This window comes from Pseudomonas sp. SH10-3B (genome assembly GCF_019891415.1).
Classification (GTDB): domain Bacteria; phylum Pseudomonadota; class Gammaproteobacteria; order Pseudomonadales; family Pseudomonadaceae; genus Aquipseudomonas.
Genome location: NZ_JAFLXD010000056.1, coordinates 6747 through 31156, shown reverse-complemented (window position 1 = coordinate 31156; position 24410 = coordinate 6747). Strand labels below are relative to the sequence as shown.

2 protein-coding genes are annotated in these 24410 nt (G+C 65.9%); both read right to left on the bottom strand.

The window, feature by feature from the left end:
• Window positions 1–24: 24 nt before the first annotated feature.
• Window positions 25–11349: a non-ribosomal peptide synthetase gene (locus J1G35_RS27395; RefSeq protein WP_223016558.1), complete on the bottom strand. Its 11325-nt coding sequence runs from the start codon at window positions 11347–11349 to the stop codon at window positions 25–27.
• Window positions 11346–24251, bottom strand: a complete 12906-nt coding sequence (locus tag J1G35_RS27390; RefSeq protein WP_223016557.1) for a non-ribosomal peptide synthetase — start codon at window positions 24249–24251, stop codon at window positions 11346–11348. Before J1G35_RS27390 ends, J1G35_RS27395 begins: the two co-directional genes overlap by 4 nt.
• Window positions 24252–24410: the final 159 nt, after the last annotated feature.

Here is a 24410-nt window from a genome sequence, read left to right as displayed (position 1 = left end):
CACATGTAAGGCGATATACCCCCGTCACGAAACCACCTCCCCAACCACCACACCGTCCAACCACCACCGCGCCAGTCCGTGAACGTTCGGCGCTTTGAGCAGCGTGAAGTGATTCCCCGCGCCATACCAAACCTCCAAAGCGCTGCCCTGCTTGCGCCACCCCTCGATCATCCCCGCCTGCTCCCGCTGATTCCCCGCTGCATCCAGCGCCGGGTCCTCGGCCAGCACCAGGCGCACCACACCGTCATAGCGCCGCGCAGGCCGATACACCGTGCGCAACGCCGCCCCATAGGTACGCGCCGGCCCCGCCATCGCGTCCACACTGGCACGGGCCGGCAACAGCCCCACGCCGACCATCCCCCCATGCAACGCCTGCTGCTGCGCCACGTCATCACGCCCGGCAAAGTCCACCAGATCAATGCCCAACGATTTGCCCGCCGCCAACTGCATGGCCTCGATCAAGCGCACCAACGCCGCCGTGGTTGTATAAGGCCGACCCGCGCCACCCGGCGCCTCACTGTCGATCACCGTCAACGACGCCACTTCGCGCCCGGCCGCCTGCAAGCACAGGGCGATTTCCAACGCGACCCAACCACCAAACGAATGCCCGACCAGGTGCACCGGTCCATGCGGATACTCGTGCTCCAGCGCGGCCAGATAACAGCGCGCTGCCGCCTCGACCTGACTGTGCGGCACCGCCTCGCCATCCAGGCCCCGGGGCTGTAAGCCAAACAGCGGCCAGTCACGTCCCAGCGCTTCGCTCAAGCCCACAAACCCGGTGACACTGTCCCCTGCCCCCGGCACGCAAAACACCGGCGTACGCCCTGCCCGCCCACTCTGGATGCGCAACAACGGCTGATGCACCGCACACCGCAACGGCTCACTTGCCAGTAACGCCTGGGTCATCGCATGGCCCAGGTGCTGGATATGCGGCGCCTGCATCATGCTCTGGTGGTCCCCCGGCACGTCCACCCGACGCAATTGGCCAGGCGCCAAGGCATCGTCCCACCCCAGCGACTCACTGCGCCGCGCCAACTCGGTCGGTCGCTGCTCGGCACTGAACAGATGCACCGCAATCGGCAGCGCAAACAGGCTGTAATGCGCCAGCGCATGCCCATGCCCCACTTCCCGCTGGATAAAACTCAAGAGGTCCGCGTCCGTAGCCGCCGCCATTTGCGCGTATAGCAAACCTTGATCGCGACAGCGTTGCAGCAGACCCGCAAAGTCCAGCTGTCCAAGCTGTGCCTCCAGTTGCTCAATCCTCGCCAGTTCATCCACACCTCCCTGTGCGTTCCAATAGGCGCTGCACTGCAACAGCAAATGCCGTTTGAGCGCGTCCGGCCCGCTCCAGCGCGCCTTGCCCTGGTCGGTCATGCGCGGCACGTAGCTGTCGATCAGGCCGAGGAACGCCACCGGCTCGTCCAGCCCGAGCAATTGCATCGCCACTTCGTAAGCCAGCACACCACCAAACGACCAGCCGGCAATCCGATAGGGGCCATGGGGCTGGAGGCCGCGAATCAGGCCGACCATGCGCGCCGCCAGGCCTTCCATGGTGTTCAGGTGCGCGTCACCGAGGGCCACGCCCGGCAGGCCATAAATGGGATAGTCACCGGGCAGGTGCTGGCCCAGCGCGGGGAAATACACGTCCATGCCACTGAACTCATGCACCAGAAACAACGGCGCCTGCGAGCCGCTGCTGCGCACCGTGATCACCGAGGTATCGCGTACCGGCGCATGGGTGCGCTGGCCTAACATGGCGGCGACCGACGCGACGCTGGCGTGCTGGAACAACTCGGCCAGGGACACCTGCAACCCCGCCGCTTCCATCAGGTTGACCAAGCGAATCGCCAGCAACGAATGGCCGCCCAGTTCGAAGAAGCTGTCATGCCGGCCGACCTGCTCCAGCTTCAACACCTGGGCCCACAGTTGGGCCAGGGTCTGCTCCAGCGCATCGGCCGGCGCTTCGAAGTCGCGGCGGGCCAAGGCTTCCAGGGCCGGGGCCGGCAAGGCCTTGCGGTCGACCTTGCCGTTGGCCGTCAAGGGCAACCGCTCCAGCGGCACATAGGCCGACGGCAGCATGTAGTCCGGCAGTTGCGCATGCAGATGGGCGCGCAGGCTGTCGATAGCGACGGGCTCGACCGCCCAGGTGAAATAGGCCACCAGGCGCTTATCACCCGGTGCGTCTTCGCGAGCCAGTACCACCACGTCCTGAATGCCTGCATGGGTCGCCAGGCGCGCTTCAATTTCACCCAGTTCGATACGGAAACCACGGACCTTCACCTGGTCGTCATTACGGCCAATGCACTCCAGCAGTCCCTGTGCATTCCAGCGGCCGAGATCGCCGGTGCGGTACAGCAAGGCGCCCGCATTGAAGGGGTCTTGCACAAACTTTTCAGCGCTCAGGTCCGGGCGATTCAGATACCCCTTGGCCACGCCGTCGCCGCCGATGCAGATCTCACCCACCACACCCATCGGCACGGCCTGCAACTGCGCATCCAGCACATGCACCTGGGTGTTGGAGATCGGCCGGCCCACCGGCACGCTATCGGCGTCGTCGGCCAGTGCGCGCACTTCATAGGTGGTGGCGTAGGTGGTGGTCTCCGTCGGCCCGTAGCAATGCACCAGGCGCAGCGCGGGGGCGCGCGCCAGCAGGCTGCGGAAGGCCGCCGGGTCGGCACGCTCACCGCCGCACAGCAGGATGCGCAAGCCGGCCAGGGCGTCGGGGATCAACTGCACGTACTGGTTGAACAGCGCCGTGGTCACAAACAGCACCGTCACGCCCTGCAACGCCCGGCCAAAGGCGCCCGGGTCGAGCAAGGTGGCGTGGTCGATCACCTGCACCTGGCCGCCGTTGAGCAACGGGCCCCAGACATCCATGGTGCTGGCGTCGAACGCCGGGTTGGAGGCGAAGGCCACGCGGTCGCTGGCAGTGAAGTCGGCATAGCCGTTGTTGAGCACCAGCCGTGTGATGCCGCGATGGGGCACCAACACGCCCTTCGGTGTGCCGGTGGAGCCGGAGGTGTACATGATGTACGCCACGCTGTCGCTGGATTGCGACAGGTCCGGGTTGTGACTCGGTTGCGGGTCGAGGGCCAGGGTGTCGAGGTCCAGGCGCCGTGCCGGGTAGTCGACGGCCATGTCGCTGCGCGTCAGCAGCCAGGCTGCGCCGCTGTCCTGCAGCATAAAGTCCTGGCGTTCGGCCGGGGCGTGGCTGTCCAGCGGCACGTAGGCGGCAGCGCACTTAAGCACGGCCAGTTGACTGACCAGCAGGTCCAGGGAGCGCGGCAGCAGGATCGCGACGTTATCGGCCGGACGCACCCCAAGCTCCAGCAGGTGATGGGCCAGGCGGTTGGCGCGCAGGTTCAGTTCGCCGTAGCTCAAGGCCTGCTCGCCCTGCCATGCCGCCACTGCGTCGGGCCGTGCCTGGGCTTGGGCTTCGAACAGGCGCTGCACCGTGTGCTCGCGTGGGAATGGGCGGTCGGTGGCATTCAATTGCAGCAATTGACGACGTTCGGCAGCCGGCAGGATCGGCAAGCGGCTGATGGCGATGTCACTGTTGTGTTCCAGCGCCTGTACCAGTTGTTCAAGGGTGATGTTCAGGTACCCGCAGACACGCCGGGCACCCGCCCCCCTTGCCTTCAGGCTGAAACCTTGGCCCAGGTCATCCACGCTCATGGACAGGCCGTAGTTGCTGTGTTCCTCGGCCTTGAGCAATTGAATGCCCTGCCACGCCTCGGCCACACCACCGGCTTGCGGCGCACTGTGGCGATAGTTGAACAACACACTGAACAACGGCGTCGCCACCGGCACACCGCTGCAACGCTGGGCCAGGGCCAAGGGCGCATGTTCGTGGCTGAGCAGTTGCGTCAGACGCGCGTGGGTGGCACGCAACGCGCTGCGTACCGCGTGCTCACCCAGGTCGACCCGCAGCGGCAACGTATTGATAAACACACCCATGGCGCGCTCTGCGCCTTCGCCACCTTGCAGGCGACCCAGCATCACCGTGCCGAATACCACCTGCGCGCGACCGCAGACCTTGCCCAGCACCTGGGCCCAGGCCAGGTGCATCAGGCTCGCAGCACTGACGCCGGCCTGACGCGCCTGGGTCCGCAGGCGCTCGCTGAGTGCAGGCTCAAGCGTCAGTTGAGCCGACTCATCAGCGCCCAGGTCGCCGACCAGGGTGGGCTCATCGATGTCGCCGAGCATGTCGCGAAAGAACGCTTCGTGACGATCACCACCGGCACGGGTCTGGGCCACATAGTTGCGATACGGTACCGCTGCGCCCAACGTGTCCTGGGTGCCGAGCAGGAAGGCCTGCATCTCGTGCTGCAGGATGTCCAGGGCCACGTGGTCCATGACCAGGTGATGGAACATCAACGTCGCCACCACACGCTGGGATTGCTGGGTGTAGACCAGGCGCATCAAGGGCGCCTGCGCCAGGTCCAGGCGCGATGGCAGCGGAGCGCTTTCAACCCGCAGCGAGGCTTCGCGCCACACCACTTGCAGCGGTTCTTCCAGGCCGTCCCAGTGGAACGACGAGCGCAGGATATCGTGGCGTTGGATCACGGCCTGCAACGCCAGGGCAAACGCGTCCAGGCGCTGGCGCGAATCAAACGCGAACTGCGCCCGCAGCACATAGGCATCGCCGTCCTGCACCGCGCGGTGCTGATAGAGCATGCCGGCCTGCAACGGCGCCAGCGGGTAGATATCCTGCACATTCGCTGCACCACCGGGGATGCTGGCGACGATACGGTCGATGGCGGCTTGATCCAATTGGACCAGCGGCAATTGGTCCGGCGTGATCACCGTGCAACCTTCAACGATGCCATTAACCGGCACCGGCACTTCACGCCCGCCCCCGAGTGCCGCCGCGAGGGCACACAGGCTTGGCTGGCCGAACAGTACTTTCACATCCGCCGACAACCCGAGGCGGCGCAGACGCCCCATCAGGCTGACCGCCAGCAGCGAGTGCCCGCCCAGTTCGAAGAAGTTGTCGTGACGCCCCACGCGCTCGACGTTGAGCAACTCGGCCCACAGGCTGGCCAAGGCGATTTCCGTATCGCCCTGGGGCGCTTCGTACGCGCGCACCACCACCGAGTCGGCACCGGGCGCAGGCAGTGCCTTGCGGTCGAGCTTGCCGTTGGGGCTCAGGGGTAACGCCTCGAGGTGGACAAAAATCGCCGGCACCATGAACTCCGGCAGGTGTTGCAGCAGATGGCCGCGCAGGGCTTCGATGTCGCTGCGCACGCCGGTGTAGTACGCCACCAGGCGCTCGTCGCGGGCGATCACCGTGGCTTCATTGATTGCCGCGCACTCGATCAGGCGCGCCTGGATTTCCCCCAGTTCGATACGCAGGCCGCGAATTTTCACCTGGTCATCGTTACGCCCCAGGTATTCGATAGTGCCATCGGGCAAATAGCGGCCGACGTCACCCGTGCGGTACATCCGTCCAGCACTGAACGGGTCGTTGAGGAAACGTTCGGCGGTCAGCTCGGGGCGGTTCAGGTAACCCCGCGCCACTTGCACGCCGCCGATAAACAACTCGCCGACCACGCCCAACGGCACCGGCTGCAACTGCCCATCCAGCAAGTACAGGCGCGTATTGGCAATCGGCTTGCCAATGGGGGTGTTGTCCGGCGTCACCACGCCCGCGCAGTTCCAAGCGGTCACATCCACGGCGGCTTCGGTGGGGCCGTACAGGTTATGCAACTGGCTGCCGGGCAATTGCTGCTTGAAGCGGCGTACCAGGCTGCCCGGCAACGCTTCGCCGCTGCATATCACCCGCACCAATCCAGCGGCCTGGCTCACATCGCCATGGGCGAGGAACACATCGAGCATCGACGGCACGAAGTGCAAGGTGCTGATCTGTTCGGCCTCGATCACGTCGCACAGGTACGCCGGGTCTTTATGCCCGCCGGGGCGCGCCATCACCAGGCATGCGCCGGTGCACAGCGGCCAGAAAAACTCCCATACCGACACGTCGAAGCTGAACGGGGTTTTCTGCAAGACCCTGTCTTGCGCCGTCAGCCCATATTCGTCCTGCATCCACAGCAGACGGTTGACCACTGCGGCGTGGTCGTTGATCACGCCCTTGGGTTGGCCGGTGGAGCCGGAGGTGTAGATCACATAGGCGCCCACGCCCGCTACACCGGGGTTGTCCACCGGTTGTCGCTGCCAGCCCGGCTGATCCAGATCGATCACCGCCACCTCGCCCAACAGCGGCCGCGTCGCCGCCTGGGCCAGTACCACAAGCGGCGCGCTGTCGGCCAGCATGTAGGCAATACGCTCCTGCGGATAGGCGGGGTCCAGCGGCACATACGCGGCGCCGGCCTTGAGGATCGCGTACAGGCCGATGACCATGTCCAGGCCACGTTCCACACAGATCGCCACCCGCGCATCCGGCTGCACACCGAGTTCCAGCAGGTGATGGGCCAACTGGTTGGCGCGGGCGTTCAGTTCGGCGTAAGTCAGGTGCTGGTCGCCGGCCTTGAGTGCAATCGCATCCGGCGTACGCACCACCTGGTCTTCGAACATCCCGTGCAGGGTCTGGTCGAGGTTGTAGTCCACCTGGGTGGCGTTGAAGTCGAACAGCAGATGCTCGCGCTCGCGGGCATCCAACAGCGGTACATGCGCCAGCACCGCCTGGTCGTTATCGACCATGGCCTGCAACACCCGCGTGAAGTAGCCGACGTAACGCTGCACGGTCGACTCATCAAACAGCGCCACCGCGTACTCCAGCGCACCGAGGATCGTGCCCTGCACTTCTCCCAGGTTCAGCGACAGGTCGAACTTGGCGAAGTGGCTGTTCTCGACGATGCCCTCCAGCGCCAGGTCGCCCAGGGCCAGGGTCGGTGCGCTGCTGTCCTGCCAACTCAGCAAGGTCTGGAACAACGGGCTGTGGGCCAGACTGCGCACCGGCCGAGTGAGTTCCACCACCTGTTCGAAGGGCAGGTCCTGATGGGCCTGGGCCGCCAGTGTCAGCGCCTTGATCCGCGCCAGCAACGCCTCGCTGCTCAGCTCGCCCGAGGTGTCGATGCGCACCGCGAGGGTGTTGACGAACAGGCCGATCAGCCCTTCCACCTCGCTGCGCGTTCGGTTGGCCACCGGCGAGCCGATCACCACATCCTGCTGCCCGGACAGCCGCGCCAGCAATGAGGCCCAGGCCGTCATCAAGGTCATGTACAACGTGCTGCCATGGCGCTGGCTCAAGGCCTTGAGCCCGGCGGTGAGGCGTGCGTCCAGGCGCACCTCGACGCTGCTGCCGGCGTAGTCCTGCTGCGCCGGGCGCGGGCGGTCGGTGGGCAGGCTGAGCAACGCTGGCGCACCCGCCAGGGCCTGCTGCCAATAACTGCCCTGGCGTTGCAGCACTTCACCGCTGAGCCACAAACGCTGCCACACGGCAAAGTCGCCGTACTGGATCGGCAACGGCGGCAAGGGGTCGGGTCGGCCATGGCTGAAGGCCTGGTACAGCGCCATCAGCTCGCGGGTGAGCACGCCCATGGACCAACCGTCGGAGACGATATGGTGCAGGGTCAGCAACAGCACATGGTGTTCGTCCGCCATCACCACCAGGCGCCCGCGCAGCAGCGGGCCGCGCTCCAGGTCAAACGGCGCCGAGGCTTCGCCGTGGATCAACGCATCCAAGGCCTGCTGCGGCTGCGGGTGGCGACGCAAGTCCTGCACTTGCAGCGGCAGTACGTCTTCGGCGGCAACGATCAGCACCTGGGCTTCGTCGCCGTGCTGGGCGAAGCGGCTGCGCAGGGTTTCATGCCGCGCGACGATCCGCGCCAGCGCCCGCTGCAAGGCCTGCACATGCAATGCTCCGCGCAGGCGCAAGCCGATGGGAATGTTGTAGGCGGTGTTGGCGCCTTCCATCAACGCCAGGAACCACAGGCGCTGCTGGGCGAACGACAGCGGCAACGGTTCCTCGCGGTTGGCCGGCAGAATATCCGGCAAGGTACTGCGACCGGCCTGGGCCAGCACGGCGGCGACGGCCGCCAGTTCGGCATTGGCAAACAGGTCGCTGAGCAACAGTTCCACGCCCAGGCGCTGGCGAATCTGCGAGACCATGCGCATCGCCAGTAACGAATGCCCGCCCAGCTCAAAGAAATGATCATGGCGCCCGACACGCTCGACCTGCAGCACATCGGCCCAGATCTGCGCCAGCAGGCTTTCGATCTCGCCTTGGGGCGCTGCGTAGCCACGGCTGAACACCGCCGTCATGTCCGGCTCCGGCAGGGCCTTGCGGTCGATCTTGCCATTGCTGGTCAAGGGCAGCGCATCGAGTTTCATAAAGGCGACCGGGACCATGTAGTCCGGCAAATGCGCCAGCAGATGGGCGCGGATATCACCGACGGCCAGCGCGTCGAACTGCGGATTTTCCGTGTAATAGGCCACCAGCCGCTCTTCACGCACCAGCACCACGGCTTCCTGAAGGCTCGGCAACTGGTTGAGCTGGGTTTCAATTTCGCCCAATTCGATGCGCACGCCGCGGATTTTCACCTGGTCATCGTTACGCCCCAGGTAGTCGAGATTGCCGTCCGGCAGCCAACGCGCGAGGTCGCCGGTGCGGTACATGCGGCCGGGGTTGAACGGGTCTTGCAGGAAGCGATCGGCGCTCAATTCGGGACGGTTCAGATAACCGCGCGCCACGCCCTTGCCGCCCACGTAGACCTCACCCGCCACCCCCAACGGCACCGGGCGTTGCTGGGCGTCCAGCAGGTACACCGTGGCATTGGCGATGGGCTTGCCGATATGCAACGCCTGCCCGGCCTCGACCTTGCCGGAGGTGGCGACCACCGTGGCTTCGGTGGGGCCGTAGTTGTTGATCAGCTCAAAACGCTGCGCCCGCCCGAACTGACGCAGGCGGTCGCCGCCGATCAGCAAGGTGCGCAGGGTCGGGTGTTCGATCTGCTGGCTGAAGGCGTACTCGGCCACCGGTGTCGGCAGGAACCCCACATCCAGCGGCTGCGCGCACCACCAGGCCAGCAGTGCGTCGATGTCTTCGGGGCCGTCATGGGCCGGGGGCAGGTGCAGGGTCGCGCCGACACACAGCGCCGGCCAGACTTCCCAGGCCATGGCATCGAAGCCGAACCCGGCAACGCTGGCGGTGTGGCGCCCGGCGCAGAGATCGAAGGCGCGGCAATGCCAGTCCACCAGGTTCGTCACGGTGTGGTGCTCGACCATCACGCCTTTGGGCAGGCCGGTGGAACCGGAGGTGTAGATCACATAGGCGAGGTTGGCCGGGCTGACAGCGACGCCAGGGTTGCTCGCTGTATGGTGGTGCCAGGTGTAGCGATCCAGGTTGATCACCGGCACGTCCAGCGTCGGCAGTCGTTCCAGCAACGCGTGTTGGGTCAGCACCGCCACCGGGGCGCTGTCACTGAGCAGGTAGGCCAGGCGCTCGGCCGGGTGGGACGGGTCCACCGGCACGTAGCAGGCGCCGGATTTAAGGATCGCCAGCAACCCGGCCAGGGTGTCCAGTCCCCGGCGCGCGACGATGGCCACGCGGTCGTCGGGCTTGACCCCCAACGCCAACAGGTGATGGGCCAGCAGGTTGGCTTGCTGGTTCAGCTCGGCGTAGGTCAGTTGGCGGTCGAGATGCACGGCGGCAATGGCATGCGGTGTCAGCGCGGCCTGGGCTTCGATACGTCCATGCAGGGTGGTGCCCTGGGGGAAATCCACAGCGGTGGCGTTGAACTGCTCAAGCAGCAGGCGTTGTTCAGCAACGGGCACCACCGACAGCTGGTTCAACGCGGTCGTCGGCGCCTGCTCCAGCGCCGTCACCAGGTTTTCCAGGGCGGTTTGCAGGTAGGCGCAGACGCGCTGCGGGTCCACCTGGGTACTGGCCAGCAGGCTCAGGCCAAAGCCGTCGCCGAGGTCATCGACGCTCAGGGTCAGGGGGTAATTGGTGCGTTCCTCGGCACTCAGGGCGGCGATGCCCTGCCATGCCGACACCGCCTCGGCGCTGGCCGCGACAGCGCTGTGGCGATAGTTGAGCAACGCGCTGAACAGCGGCGTGGGCGCGATAACCCCGCTGCAACGCTGGGCCAGGGCCAACGCCGCATGTTCATGGCGCAGCAGCGTAGTGAGCCGGGCATGGGTGGCCTTGACCCCGGCGCGCACGTCCTGGCCGTCCACGTCCACGCGAAACGGCAAGGTGTTGATAAAGATCCCCAGGGCACGCTCGGTGTCATGGCTGCCCTGCATACGGCCCATCAATACCGTGCCGAACACCACCTGTTGCTTGCCGGCCAATGCGCCCAACACCTGCGCCCAGCCCAGGTGAAACAGGCTCGCCGCGCTGACCCCCAACTGCCGCGCCTGGGTGCGCAGGCGCTGACTCAACGGCGCCGCCAAGGGCAGGCTGAGTTCGCGGATACCGCGCGCATCGCCCTGCACGTCCTGCAAGCCGAAGGGCAACGTCGGCTCACTGATATCGCCGAGCATCTGGCGGAAGAAGTGCTCGTGCTCCTGCTCGCTGATGCCCAACCGCGCCTGCGCCACATAGTTACGAAACGGCACCGCCTGGCCCAGCGTCGCGCCCTGCCCCAGCAAGCACGCCTGCAGTTCATGGCACACCACCTCCAGGGCACTGTGGTCCAGGGCCATATGGTGGAACAGCAAGGTGGCGACGATGCGCTGGTTGGCCGGATCAAACGCGCGTACCAGGCGCAGGAGCGGCGCCTGGGTGACGTCGAGGCGATAGTGGCGGGCGTCGAACAAGGCGTGCAGTTGGGCGGCAATCTCGCCGTCGGCCGGGTCCAGTTCCAGAGCCTGCACCGGCGGGCACGCGCGGCGCCACACCACTTGCGACGGCTGTTGCAGGCCCTCCCAGACCACGCCGGTGCGCAGGATGTCATGGCGATCCATCACGGTTTGCAGGGCCTCGGCGAACGCGTCGAACCGCGCCAGGCTGTCGAACGCGAACTGCGACTGCATCACATACGGGTCGCCCTGTTCGGCGCTGACATGGTGAAACAGAATGCCTTCCTGCAACGGCGCCAGGGGGTAAATGTCCTGGATATTCGCCACGCCGCCGTCGACGGTGGCGACGATGCGGTCGATCTCATCCTGGTCCAGGTGGGACAACGTCAGCATGTCCGGCGTGATGCGTTCGGTGCCTGGCGCAATTCCGTTGGCCGGCACCTGGACGTCACCGGCCTTGGTCGCCGAGTATTCGCCGGCCTTGATCAGCTCGATCAACCCCGGTTTGTGCTCACGCAACGCGGCAAGGATCGCCGGGTCGCTCAAAGCCTGCTTGTTGCCTTGCACCGACAACTGCTCGCCCTTGAGCGCCAGTTGGATGTCCTTGGTTTTCAGGGTTGCCAGCAGCTCAAAGAGGCTCACAGGACGATCTCCATTCGTTCGGTCATTGCGGCGTAGCCGGCCAGGGTCGGCTGTTCGAACAGCGCCCGGACATCGGCTTCCATGCCTTCCTGGCGCAAGCGCCCGATCAAGCTCACGGCGAGCAGCGAGTGCCCGCCCAGTTCAAAGAAATTATCCTGGCGCCCTACCCGCTCGACATTGAGCAGCTCGGCCCACAGCCGCGCCAGCAGGATCTCGGTGTCACCTTCGGGCGCTTCGTACTCGCGCACCTGCAGCGCCTGCATGCCGGGCGCCGGCAGGGCCTTGCGGTCGAGTTTGCCGTTGGGGCTCAGGGGCAGCGCATCGAGGTGCACGAACAGCGCGGGGACCATAAAGTCCGGCAGGTGCTGCAATAGCTGGGCACGCAGTTGCTCGATATCCGTGTGGGTACCGGTGTAGTACGCGACGAGCCGGTCTTCACGGGCGACCACCGCCGCTTCGTTGACCTGCGGGTGCTCCAGCAGGCGCGCCTGGATTTCTCCCAGTTCGATGCGCAGGCCACGGATCTTGACCTGGTCATCGTTGCGGCCCAGGTACTCGATATTGCCGTCCGGCAGGTAACGGCCGAGGTCGCCGGTGCGATACAGGCGACCGTTGCTGAATGGATCCTCAAGGAAACGCTCGGCCGTCAGTTCCGGACGGTTGAGGTAACCCCGCGCCACCTGCACACCACCGATAAACAGCTCGCCGACCACCCCCAGCGGCACCGGTTGCAACTGCCCATCCAGCACATACAGGCACGTATTGGCGATGGGTTTGCCGATCGGCGTGTTGTCCGGCACATCGGGGCGCGTACAGTTCCAGGCGGTCACGTCCACGGCAGCTTCGGTGGGGCCGTACAGGTTGTACAGGCCGATCCTCGGCAACTGCTGCTTGAAGCGTCGCACCAGGCTGCCCGGCAGCGCTTCGCCGCTGCACATCACCCGCTGCACACCGGCCGCCTGGCTGACATCACCGTGGGCGAGGAATACATCGAGCATCGACGGCACAAAGTGCAAGGTGGTGATCTGCTCGGCTTCGATCACATCGCACAGGTAGGCCGGGTCTTTATGCCCGCCGGGACGCGCCATCACCAGGCGGGCGCCGGTGAACAACGGCCAGAAGAATTCCCACACCGACACGTCGAAGCTGAACGGGGTTTTCTGCAGCACCGCATCGTGGGCCTTGAGGCCATAGGCGTCCTGCATCCACAGCAGCCGGTTGACCACCCCGGCGTGTTCGTTGATCACGCCTTTGGGCTGGCCGGTGGAGCCGGAGGTGTAGATCACGTACGCCTGGTTGCGGGCACTGAGCCCCGGTACCTCGGGGTTGCTCGCGCTCTGGTGCTGCCAGTCAGGCTGGTCCAGGTCGATCACCGCGGCCTCGCCGAGCAACCCTCGGGTCGCGCTTTGCGCCAGCACCACCACCGGTGCGCTGTCGTGCAGCATGTAGGCGATGCGCTCCTGTGGGTAAGCCGGGTCGAGCGGCACATAACCGCCGCCGGCCTTGAGGATGGCGAACAGGCCAATGACCATGTCCAGGCCGCGCTCCAGGCAAATCCCCACGCGCGTCTCCGGTTGCACACCCTTTTCGCGCAGGTGATGGGCCAGGCGGTTGGCACGCTCGTTGAGTTGCCGGTAGGTGAGGTGTTGCTCTCCCGCCTTCACTGCAACCGCCTGCGGCGTGCGCATGACCTGGGCTTCGAACAGGCCGTGCAGGGTCTGGTCGAGGTCGTAGTTCACCTCGGTGGCGTTGAAGTCCACCAGCAGTTTTTGCCGCTCCTCGGCGCCCAGCACCGGCAGTCGATTGAGCGCCTGGTGCGGCGCCTGCTCCAGTGCATCAACGAGGCCAGCCAGGGCCGTTTGCATATAGGCGCAGATCCGTTGCGCGTCTACCTGGGCCAACGCGGTGACATCGTAGCCATCGCCCAAGTCGTCCACATTCAAGGTCAGCGGGTAGTTGGTGCGCCCGTCGTTGACCAGGGTCTGCATGCCCTCCCAGGCGTGTTGCGCGTCCTCGGAACGGGTGGCGGCGCCGCGATGGCGATAATTGAGCATCGAACTGAACAACGGCGCCGGCGCGGCCACGCCGCTGCAACGCTGGGCCAGGGCCAGGGAAGCGTGCTCGTGGCCGAGCAACGCGCTGAGCCGTGCGTGGGTGGTGCGCACGGCTGCACGCACGCCTTGGGCATCGATATCCAGGCGCAGGGGCAAAGTATTGATAAACACGCCGAGGGCGCGGTCGGCACCCTCGCCGCCTTGCAGGCGACCCACCAGCACCGTGCCGAACACCACACTGTGGCGCCCCGAGGTGGCCGCCAGCACCTGACCCCAGGCCAGGTGGAACAGGCTCGCCGTACTCACCCCGAGCAGACGGGCCTGGGCCCGCAGGCGGCGGTTAAGGTCGCTGTCCAATTGCAGGCTGTGCGCTTCGATCGCGCTGCCGTCGCCGCGCACATCCTGCAGGCCAAAGGGCAAGGTGGGTTCGTCGACATCACCGAGCATGCCGCGGAAGAACGCTTCGTGCTCCTGCTCGCTGACACCCAGGCGCGCCTGGGCCACGTAGTTGCGGTACGGCATCGGCGCGGCGGTGGGCGCCGGGTGGCCGAGCAGGTAGCCCTGCATTTCCCGCAGCACCACGTCGAAGGCGGTGTGGTCGAGGGCGATATGGTGATAAAGCAGGACCGCCACTACGCGCTGGTTGGCCGGGTCTTCGGCGTAGGCCAGGCGGATCAGCGGTGCCTGGCTGATGTCCAGGCGGTAGCGCCGGGCGTCGAAGCGCTCATGCAGGCCGGCCAGTACATCGTCTTGCAGGTGCACGTGTTCAAGTGGCAATTGAGCCTTGCGCCACACCACTTGCAGCGGTTGCACCAGGCCCTCCCAGACCACCCCGGTGCGCAGGATATCGTGGCGATCGATTACCTGTTGCAGCGCCTGGGCGAAGGCGTGCAGACGCTCGACTCGGTCAAACGCCAGGTGCGACTGCAGCAAGTAGGGGTCGCCCTGCTCGGCCGTGAGGTGGTGGTACAGAATGCCTTCCTGCAACGGTGCCAGGGGGTAGATGTCCTGCACATTCGCGGCGCCGCCGGGCACGCGGCTGACGACCTGGTCCAGGGTCGATTGGTCGAGTGTCACCAGGGACAGCAGGTCCGGGGTGATGCGCTGGCAATCTGGCGTGATGCGGTTGGCCGGCACCTGCACTTCGCGACCGCTGCCCACCGCCGCTGCCAACGCGGCCAAGGTCGGCTGGCTGAACAGCACGCGCACATCGGCGCTCAGGCCGGCCTGGCGCATGCGCTCGATCAGGCTGACCGCCAGCAACGAATGGCCGCCCAGTTCAAAGAAGTGATCGTGGCGCCCCACCTGCTCGACCTGCAAGACCTCGGCCCAGAGCCGGGCCAAGGTGGTTTCCACAGCGCCTAGCGGAGCTTCATAGTCACGGCTCAGCACGGCGGCCTGATCCGGTGCCGGCAGCGCCTGGCGGTCGAGTTTGCCGTTGGCGGTCAGGGGCAGTGCGTCGAGCTTCACATAGGCCACCGGCACCAGGGCATCCGGCAAGTGCGCTTGCAGTTGCTCGCGCAGGCTTTCGATCGACAACGGCTGGTGTTCGGTGAACCAGGCCACCATGCGGCCCTCGCGCACCAGCACCACCGCTTCGCCCACCCCTGGCAGCGCTGCCAGGCGGCTCTCGATTTCGCCCAGTTCGACGCGTACGCCACGGATTTTCACCTGGTCGTCGTTGCGCCCCAGGTACTCAAGGTTACCCTCGGGCAACCAGCGCACAAGGTCACCGGTGCGGTACATGCGGCCGGGGTTGAACGGGTCCTGCAGGAAGCGTTCGGCGGTCATCTGCGCACGGTTCAGGTAGCCCCGCGCCACGCCGCTGCCGCCCACATACAGTTCACCGGCGACACCCACCGGTACCGGTCGCAAGTGCTCATCCAGCACGTAGACGCACGCATTGGCGATGGGCCGACCGATATGCAGCGCCTGCCCGGCACGCACGCGGCCGGAGGTGGCGACCACCGTGGCTTCGGTGGGCCCGTAGTTGTTGATCACGGCAAAGCGCCGCTCCTGGCTGAACTGGCGCAAGCGGTCGCCGCCGATCAGCAGCAGGCGCAAGCTGGGGTGGTGCAAGTCCTGGCTGAAGGCATATTCGGCCACGGGTGTGGGCAGGAAGCTGACGTCCAGCGGCTGCGCCAGCCACCAGGCGAGCAGCTCATCGATATGTTCATTGCCCAGGTCAGCCGGCGGCAGGTGCAGGGTGGCGCCCACGCACAATGCCGGCCACACCTCCCAGGCCATGGCGTCAAAGCCAAAACCGGCGACGCTGCTGGTGTGGCTGACGGCACTCAGGCCAAAGGCTTCGCAGTGCCAGTGCACCAGGTTTTCCACGGTGCGGTGTTCGACCATCACGCCCTTGGGCTGGCCGGTGGAACCGGAGGTGTAGATCACATAGGCCAGGTGCGCCGCAGTCAAGGCGGCGATCTGCGGATTGCTGACGTTGGCGTGCTGGAGGTCATCCAGGTCGAGGCTGGCGACGCTGCCCAGCAGCTCGCGAGTGCTCGCTTGTGCCAGCACCGCGACGGGGGCGCTGTCCTGCAACAAGTAAGCAATGCGCTCGGCGGGATAAGCCGGATCAATCGGCACGTAAGCCGCGCCCGCCTTGAGGATCCCCAGCAACCCCACGAGCATCTGCGGGCCACGGCGGCAGCACAGGGCGACGCGGTCGTCCGGCTGCACCCCCAGCGCCAGCAGGTGATGGGCCAGTTGGTTGGCGCGTTGGTTGAGCTGCCGATAGGTCAGGGATTCGCCGTCCTGCACCACGGCAATGGTGTGGGGTTGGCGCTCGGCCTGGACTTCGAAGGCACCGTGCACGGTGTGCCCGGTGGGGAAATCCGCAGCCGTGGCATTGAACTCGCGCAGCAGGGTTTGGCGTTCGCTGGCCGGGAGAATATCCAGCAGGTTCAGCGAGGCTGGCGCGGAATTTTCCAGGGCGTCGACCAGTTGCCCGATGGCGTTCGTCATGTAGTCGCACAGGCGTTGGGCACCGATGCGCGGCACCGCCAGCACGCTGAGGCCGAAGCCTTCGCCGAGGTCGTCCACGCTCAGGGTCAACGGGTAGTTGCTGCGCTCTTCACCGCCCAACAGCTGCACGCCGGCCCAGATGCCGTGGCCGTCGCGGGCCATCTCACCGGGGTTGCTGTGACGGTAGTTGAGCAAGGCGCTGAACAGTGGCGTGGCGGCCGCCACGCCACTGCAACGCTGGGCCAGGGCCAGGGAGGCGTGTTCGTGGCCGAGCAAGGCGCTCAACCGTCCATGGGTGGCCTTGAGCGCGGCAACCGCGTCGGTGGCCACATCCACCTTCAGCGGCAAGGTGTTGATGAACATCCCCAATGCACGGTCGGCGCCATCGCCAGCCTGCATGCGGCCCATCAACACAGTGCCGAATACCACCTCGTCACGCCCGCAGACGCGCGCCAGCACCAGCGCCCAAGCCAGGTGCATCAGGCTCGCCGCACTGACGCCGCGCAACCGCGCCTGTTCGCGCAGCCTGCGGGCCAAGGCGGCATCCACGGCCTGCTCGGCCTCTTCGATAGCGCGTCCGTCACCCTGCACGTCCTGCACGCCGAAGGGCAAAGTGGGCTCGTCAACCTCGGCGAGCATCGTACGGAAGAACTGTTCATGTTCGTCCACGCTCACACCCAGGCGCGCCTGGGCCACGTAGTTACGAAACGGTGTGGGCACAGGCAAGTCCTGCGCCGTGTTGAACAGGAACGCGCCCATCTCCTGGCCCACCACCGCCATGGCGGTGTGGTCCAGCGCCAGGTGGTGGAACAGCAGGATCGCCGCCACCCGGTGATTGGCCGGGTCCTGGGCGTAGACCATACGCAGCAGCGGCGCCTGGGTAATGTCCAGGCGATAGTGGCGCGCATCGAAACGCCCATGCAGTTGTTCGAGGATGTCGCCGTGCGCCGGGTCCAGGTCAATCGCCTGAACCACCAGCGGCGCCTCACGCCAGACCACTTGCACGGGGCTGTCGAGGCCTTCCCAGACCACGCTGGTGCGCAGGATATCGTGACGGGCCGCCACCTGTTGCAACGCGCCCATGAACCCCTGCAACCGCTCCAGGCTGTCGAAGGCCATGCGCGATTGCAGCAGGTACGGATCGCCCTGCTCGGCGCTGATATGGTGGTACAGAATGCCTTCCTGCAATGGCGCCAGCGGGTAGATATCCTGCACATTGATCGCACCGCCAGGCACGCTGGCGACGACCCGGTCGATGGCCGCTTGATCAAGGTCCACCAGGGTCAGCATCGACGGCACTATGCGGGTGCAGCCCGAGGGAATGCCATTGGCCGGCACCACAATCTCACGGCCACTGCCGACTGCCGCCGCAAGTGCGGCCAGGCTGGGCTGATTGAACAGCACACGCACATCGGCGCTCAGGCCGGCCTGGCGCATGCGTTCGATCAGGCTGACCGCCAGCAACGAATGCCCGCCCAGTTCGAAGAAATGGTCATGGCGGCCCACGCGTTCGAGCTTGAGCAGGTCCTGCCAGATCTGCGCCAGCCGGGTTTCCACCTCGCCTTCCGGCGCCTCATAGCCACGGCTGAGCAGCGCGCTTGCATCCGGCACCGGCAGGCCCTTGCGATCCAGCTTGCCGTTGGCGGTGAGCGGCAACAGTTCCAGCCAGACATAGGCCGACGGCACCATGTAGTCCGGCAACTGGCCGTGCAGATGGGCGCGCAGCGCTTCGATCGGCAGCGGCGCGTCAGCGGTGTAGTAAGCCACCAGGCGCTTGTCGCCAGGCTCGTCTTCACGCACCAGCACCACGGCGTGGGTCACACCGGCAAAGGCCGCCAGGCAGGCTTCGATTTCGCCCGGCTCGATGCGGAAACCGCGAATCTTCACTTGCAGGTCGTTGCGGCCCCGGTACAGCAAGGTGCCGTCGGCCTGCCAGCACGCCAGGTCACCGGTGCGGTACAACAGGCCCTCGCCGAACGGGTTCGGGACAAACTTCTGCGCCGTCAGTTGCGGCTGGTTCAGGTACCCCGTGGCCACGCCCGCGCCGCCGATATACAACTCGCCAACCACGCCCAACGGCAGCAACTGGCGGTGCGCATCCAGCACATAGGCCTGGGCATTGGCAATCGGCCGGCCAATCGGAATACCGCCCTCGCCCACGTGGGTAATGTCATGGATGGTGGAAAAGGTCGTGGCTTCGGTCGGCCCGTAGCCATTGAGCAGATGCTGGGGCCGGCCGTGCTTGAGCACGCGGTCGATCACCAGCGGGTCGAGCACATCGCCGCCGACGATCAGGTAACGCAACTGCGGGAACACCGGCATCAGCGCATCGGCGTACTGGTGGAACAGCCCGGCGGTCATCCACAACACGCTGACGGCCTGCTCCTGCAACAACGCGGCAAACGCCGCCTCGGACAACAGCACCGCCTGTTCGACCACGACCACACAGCCGCCATTGAGCAACGGCGCCCACACGTCGAGGGTGCTCGCATCGAACGCGGGGTTGGAGGCAAACGCCACGCGGTCGCGCGGGTTGAACTCGGCATAGCCGTTATTGAGCACCAGGCGCGAGATGGCGCGGTGCGGCACTTGCACGCCTTTCGGTGCGCCCGTGGAGCCGGAGGTGTAGAGGATGTACGCCACGCTTTGCGATGACTGCACCCGCTCCGGGTTGCGCGGCGATTGCGCCTCCAGATTGAGGTCGGCCAAGCTCGTGAGCACCCGCTGCGCACCGCTGTCCTGCACGATAAGGGCCTGGCGTTCGAGCGGCGCGTTGATGTCCAGCGGCACGTACACGGCGCCGCACTTGAGGATCGCCAGTTGGCAGATCAGCAAGTCGAGGCTGCGGGGCAATGCAATCGCCACACTTTCCCCCGGCTGCACACCCTGGTTGATCAGGTGATGGGCCAGGCGGTTGGCGCGGCGGTTGAGGTCGCGGTAGCTCAGGGACAATGACCCCTGCACCGCCGCCACCGCTTCGGGACGCGCCAGGGCCTGGGCTTCGAACAGTTGAGGCACGGTGAGCTGCGACGGGTACTCGCGGGCGGTGGCATTGAAGTCCACCAGCAATTGGTTGCGTTCGGCGGGCGGCACGATCGACACGGCCAGCATCGGCGTGGTCGGCGCCTGTTGCAGCGCGGTCACCAAGTGACGCAAGGCGGTGAGCATATAGTCGCCGACACGTCGCGCGTCCAGCGTAGCCACACCTTGCACAGTGAGGGCGAAGCCGCTGCCGAGGTCATCGACGTTAAGCACCAGCGGGTAGTTGCTGCGCTCTTCAGAACTGAGAATCTGGATGCCGGCGGCGGCAAACGGACTGTCTCCCGGCACATCCTCCGGCGCGCTGTGGCGGTAGTTGAGCAGCGTGCTGAACAACGGCAACGAACCCGGCACTCCGCTGCAACGCTGGGCCAGGGACAGCGGCGCATGCTCGTGCGCGAGCAAGTCTGCCAGGCGCGCGTGGGTGGCGCGCACTGCGGCCTGCACGCCGACGGTGCCGACGCTGACCCGCAGCGGCAAGGTGTTGATAAACATGCCCAGGGCGCGGTCGGCACCCTCGCCCCCCTGCATGCGCCCAAGCAGGACGGTGCCGAACACCACCTCCTGCTGCCCGGAGACTTGCCCCAGCACCTGCGCCCAGGCCAGATGCACCAGGCTGGCGGTGCTCACGCCCAATTGCCGCGCCTGTTCGCGCAGGCCCAGGCTCAATGCCGGTTCCAGCGGCAGGTGCGCTTCGACGATGCCGCTGCCGTCGCCATTCACGTCCTGCAGACCAAAGGCCAGGGTCGGCTCGTCGATATCGCCCAACATCTCGCTGAAGAACGCTTCGTGCTCGGCCTGGCTGACCCCAAGCCGCGCCTGGGCCACGTAGTTGCGGTACTGCACTGCATCCGGCAGGTGCGCGCTGCGGCCGGACAGGCTGGCACTCATCTCCTGCACCAGCACTTGCAGGGCGGTGTGGTCGAGCAGGATGTGGTGCAGCAGCAGAATGCCGACGAAACGCCCCTGGTCCTCGGCGTAGGCAAGGCGCATCAGCGAGGCGCGGGACAGGTCGAGGCGATAGTGGCGTGGGTCGAAGCGCTGTTGCAGGTGCGCCAGGGCATCGACACCTGGGGTTTCAATGCGCTCAACCGCCAGCGGCGCCTGGCGACAGACCACTTGCACCGGCTCGTCCAGGCCTTCCCAGAGGATCGCCGTGCGCAGGATGTCGTTGCGCTCGATCACGCTGTGCAGCGCCTGGATAAAGGCGTCCACCGCCGCCTGATGGTCAAAGCCCAACTGCACCTGCAACACGTAGGGATCGCCTTCGCTGGTTGCCAGGTGGTGATAGAGGATGCCCGCCTGCAACGGCGCCAGGGCGTAGATGTCCTGCACATTGCCGATGCCGCCGGGCACGCTGTGGAGGATGTGATCGATGGCGGCCTGGTCGAGGTCGATCAGCGCCAGCATGTCCGGGGTGATGACCTGGCTGTGGGCCTGGATCGGGTTGGCCGGGACGTGCACCTGCCGTTGCCCGCCCACCGCCGCCGCCAGCGCGGCCAACGTCGGCTGGCCAAACAGCACACGCACATCGGCGCTGAGGTCCACCTGGCGCATGCGCTCGATCAGCTTGACCGCCAGCAGGGAATGGCCGCCCAGTTCGAAGAAATTGTCATCGCGACCGATACGGTCGAGCTTGAGCAAGTCCTGCCAGATCGTCGCGATGGCGGTTTCCACGCTGCCCTGGGGGGCTTCATAGCTGCGCCGGGCCAGTGCATCGGCATCGGGCGCGGGCAAGGCCTTGCGGTCGAGTTTGCCGTTGGTGGTCAACGGGAAGGCGTCCAGCAGTACGAACGCGCTGGGCACCATGTGGTCGGCCAGACTCAGCAGCAGGTGGTCACGCAGCGCCGCGACACGGGTGTCACCCTCGGCAATCACGTAGGCAACCAGGCGTTTGTCCCCCGGTTGATCTTCCCGGGCAATCACCACCGCGTCACGCACACCGGGGGCGGTGGCTAGACGGGCCTGGATTTCGCCGAGTTCGATGCGGAAGCCACGGATCTTCACCTGGTCGTCATTGCGCCCCAGGTATTCGACGCTGCCGTCGGCCAACAGGCGTCCGAGGTCGCCGGTCTTGTACATCCGCAGCCCCGTGGCCGGATCGTTCAGGAAGCGCTCGGCGGTCAACTCATCCCGATTCAGATAACCCCGCGCCACGCCGGCGCCACCGACGTACAACTCGCCGACCACGCCAAACGGCAGCGGCTCGCGGTGCGCGTCCAGCACATACAGTTGCAGGTCGGGAATGCGCACGCCAATCGGGCTGACCCCGACCAGCTGCGCGTCCGCCGCTTCCAGCGCGCGGTACGTCACGTGCACAGTGGTTTCGGTGATGCCGTACATGTTCACCAGTTGCGTACCGGCGTTGATCGTCCGGGCGTACCACGGCTTGAGCATCCCCGGCTCCAGGGCCTCACCGCCGAAAATAACCTGGCGCAGGGAATGGGCCTGGGGGCTCTGGCCCTGGGCGGCAATCAGTTGGCGGAACGCGCTGGGGGTCTGGTTGAGGATGCTCACGCCGGCCTCGCAGAGCAGCGTGTAGCACTCGTCCGGCGAGCGGCTGACCAGTTGCGGCACGATCAGCAACTGGCCGCCGTGCATCAGCGCGCCCCAGATTTCCCACACCGAGAAGTCGAACGCGAAGGAGTGAAACAACGCCCATACATCGTTGCGGTTGAAGCCGAACCAGTGCTCGGTGGCGCTGAACAGCCGCGCCACCTGGCGATGTTCGATCATCACGCCTTTGGGCTGGCCGGTGGAGCCGGAGGTGTAGATCACATAGGCCAGGTTATGCGGGCTGACGCTGACGCGCGGATTGACGATGGACTCACCGCGCAGGCCATTGAGGTCGATCTGCGCCAGGTCGCCGACCAGATGCCGGGTGTTGGCCTGTACCAGCACGGCCAGGGGTTGGCTGTCGCCGAGGGTATACGCGATGCGCTCCAGCGGGTAGGCCGGGTCGATGGGCACATAGCCCGCGCCAGCCTTGAGGATGCCCAGCAGGCCGATGATCATCTCCGGGCCACGTTCTACGCAAATGGCCACGCGATCATCGGCGCGGATGCCTTGGGCCAGCAGGCGATGGGCGACCTGGTTGGCGCGCTCATTGAGCTGGCGGTAGGTAAGACGTTGCTGCTCGAAACGTAGCGCGATGGCGTCAGGCTGGGCGGCGGCGTGGGTTTCGACTTGCTGGTGGATCAGGGCGCTGTCGGCGTAGGTGTGCGGGGTGTGGTTGAGGGTGTGCAGCAGCTGCTGACGCTCTTCCTCGGGCAGGATTTCCAGGCGATTGAGTGGCGTCTGCGGCGCGTGTTCCAGGGCCTGGGCCAGGCTCTCCAGCGCGGTGTGCAGGTAACCCGCGACACGCTGCGCGCCGATGCCCGCATCGACCATTACCGTCAGCGCAAAGTCTTCGCCCAGGTCATCCACATTGACCGTCAGCGGGTAGTTGGTGCGCTCCTCGGCGCCCAATACCTGGATGCCCTCGGCGACTTCGATCACTTCGGCCATGTCGGTGGCGGCGCTGTGGCGATAGTTGAGCATCGCACTGAACAGCGGCGTCGGTGCCGCGACTGCGCTGCAGCGCTGGGCCAGTGCCAGGGACGCATGTTCGTGGTTGAGCAACGCGGTGAGACGTTCGTGGGTCGCCTTGACCCCGGCGCGTACGTCCTGCCCGTCCACATCCACCCGCAGTGGCAAGGTGTTGATGAACATGCCCAACGCCCGTTCACCGCCCTCACCTGCGCCCATGCGCCCGAGCATCACCGTACCGAACACCACCGCGTCGCGACCGGAGACCACGCCCAAGACGCGGGCCAAGGCCAGGTGCAGCATGCTCGCCACGCTGACCCCCAATGGCCGCGCCAAGCTGCGCAGGCGCCGGCTCAGAGCACTGTCGACGGGCATGCGCGCCTCGTCGATCCCCTGGCCATCGCCCTGCACATCCTGCAAACCGAAGGGCAAGGTCGGTTCATCGATATCCGCCAGCATCTCGCGGAAAAACGTTTCATGGGCCTGCTCGCTGACCCCATGGCGCACCTGGGCGATATAGCTGCGAAACGCCACCGGCTCGCCGGCCTGGTCTTGCTGGCCTGCCAGGTACAACTGGATTTCATGGCGCACCACATCCAGGGCGGTGTGATCGAGGATGGTGTGGTGGAACAACAGCATGGCAACCACACGCTGGTTGGCCGGATCCTCGGCAAACACCAGGCGCAGCAGCGGCGCCTGGCCCAGGTCCAGGCGGTAAGTACGCGCGTCATAGCGCGTCAACAAGCGGTCGAGGGCATCGCCATCACTGAAATGCGCCTCTTCACAGGCCAGGGTTGCCTTGCGCCACACCACTTGCAGCGGCTCATCAAGGCGCTCCCAGGCCATGGAGGTGCGTAGGATATCGTGGCGATCGATCACCCATTGCAGCGCCTCGGCAAACGCCCGCAGGCGCGCACGGCTGTCGAACACAAACTGCGCATGCAACACATACGGATCGCCCTGCTCCGCCGAAAGATGGTGATAGAGCATGCCCTCCTGCAACGGCGCCAGCGGGTAGATGTCCTGCACATTCGCCGCCCCACCGGGGATAGCCGCGACGATACGGTCGATGGCCGCCTGGTCGAGATTGACCAGCGGCAACATGTCCGGCGTGATGCGGTAGGCCGGACTCAACCAGTCCCCGCCATGCTCGGTCACCAGCGTGAGCAACTGCGGTTTATGGGCGATCAACTGATCCCACAACGCATCGTCCAACGCCTCATCGTCACCCAGGACAATCAGGTCGTCTTCTTCCCTTTGCAGACGGATCGCATGGGTGGAAATCGCTGCCAATAATTCGCTGAACTGCATGGGGTAACCTGCCTGATAAGTCACGGTGGAGAAGAAAGTCCGTTTTCAGCTGCCGCTTGGATCGGGTGTGCTGGGTGCCCTGTGAAAAAAGTGCGGGCGCAGCCGGGGGGCCTGGAGGGGCTTCCGGCAGGGTTGGAAAATTAAGGGATTCAGGCGGTA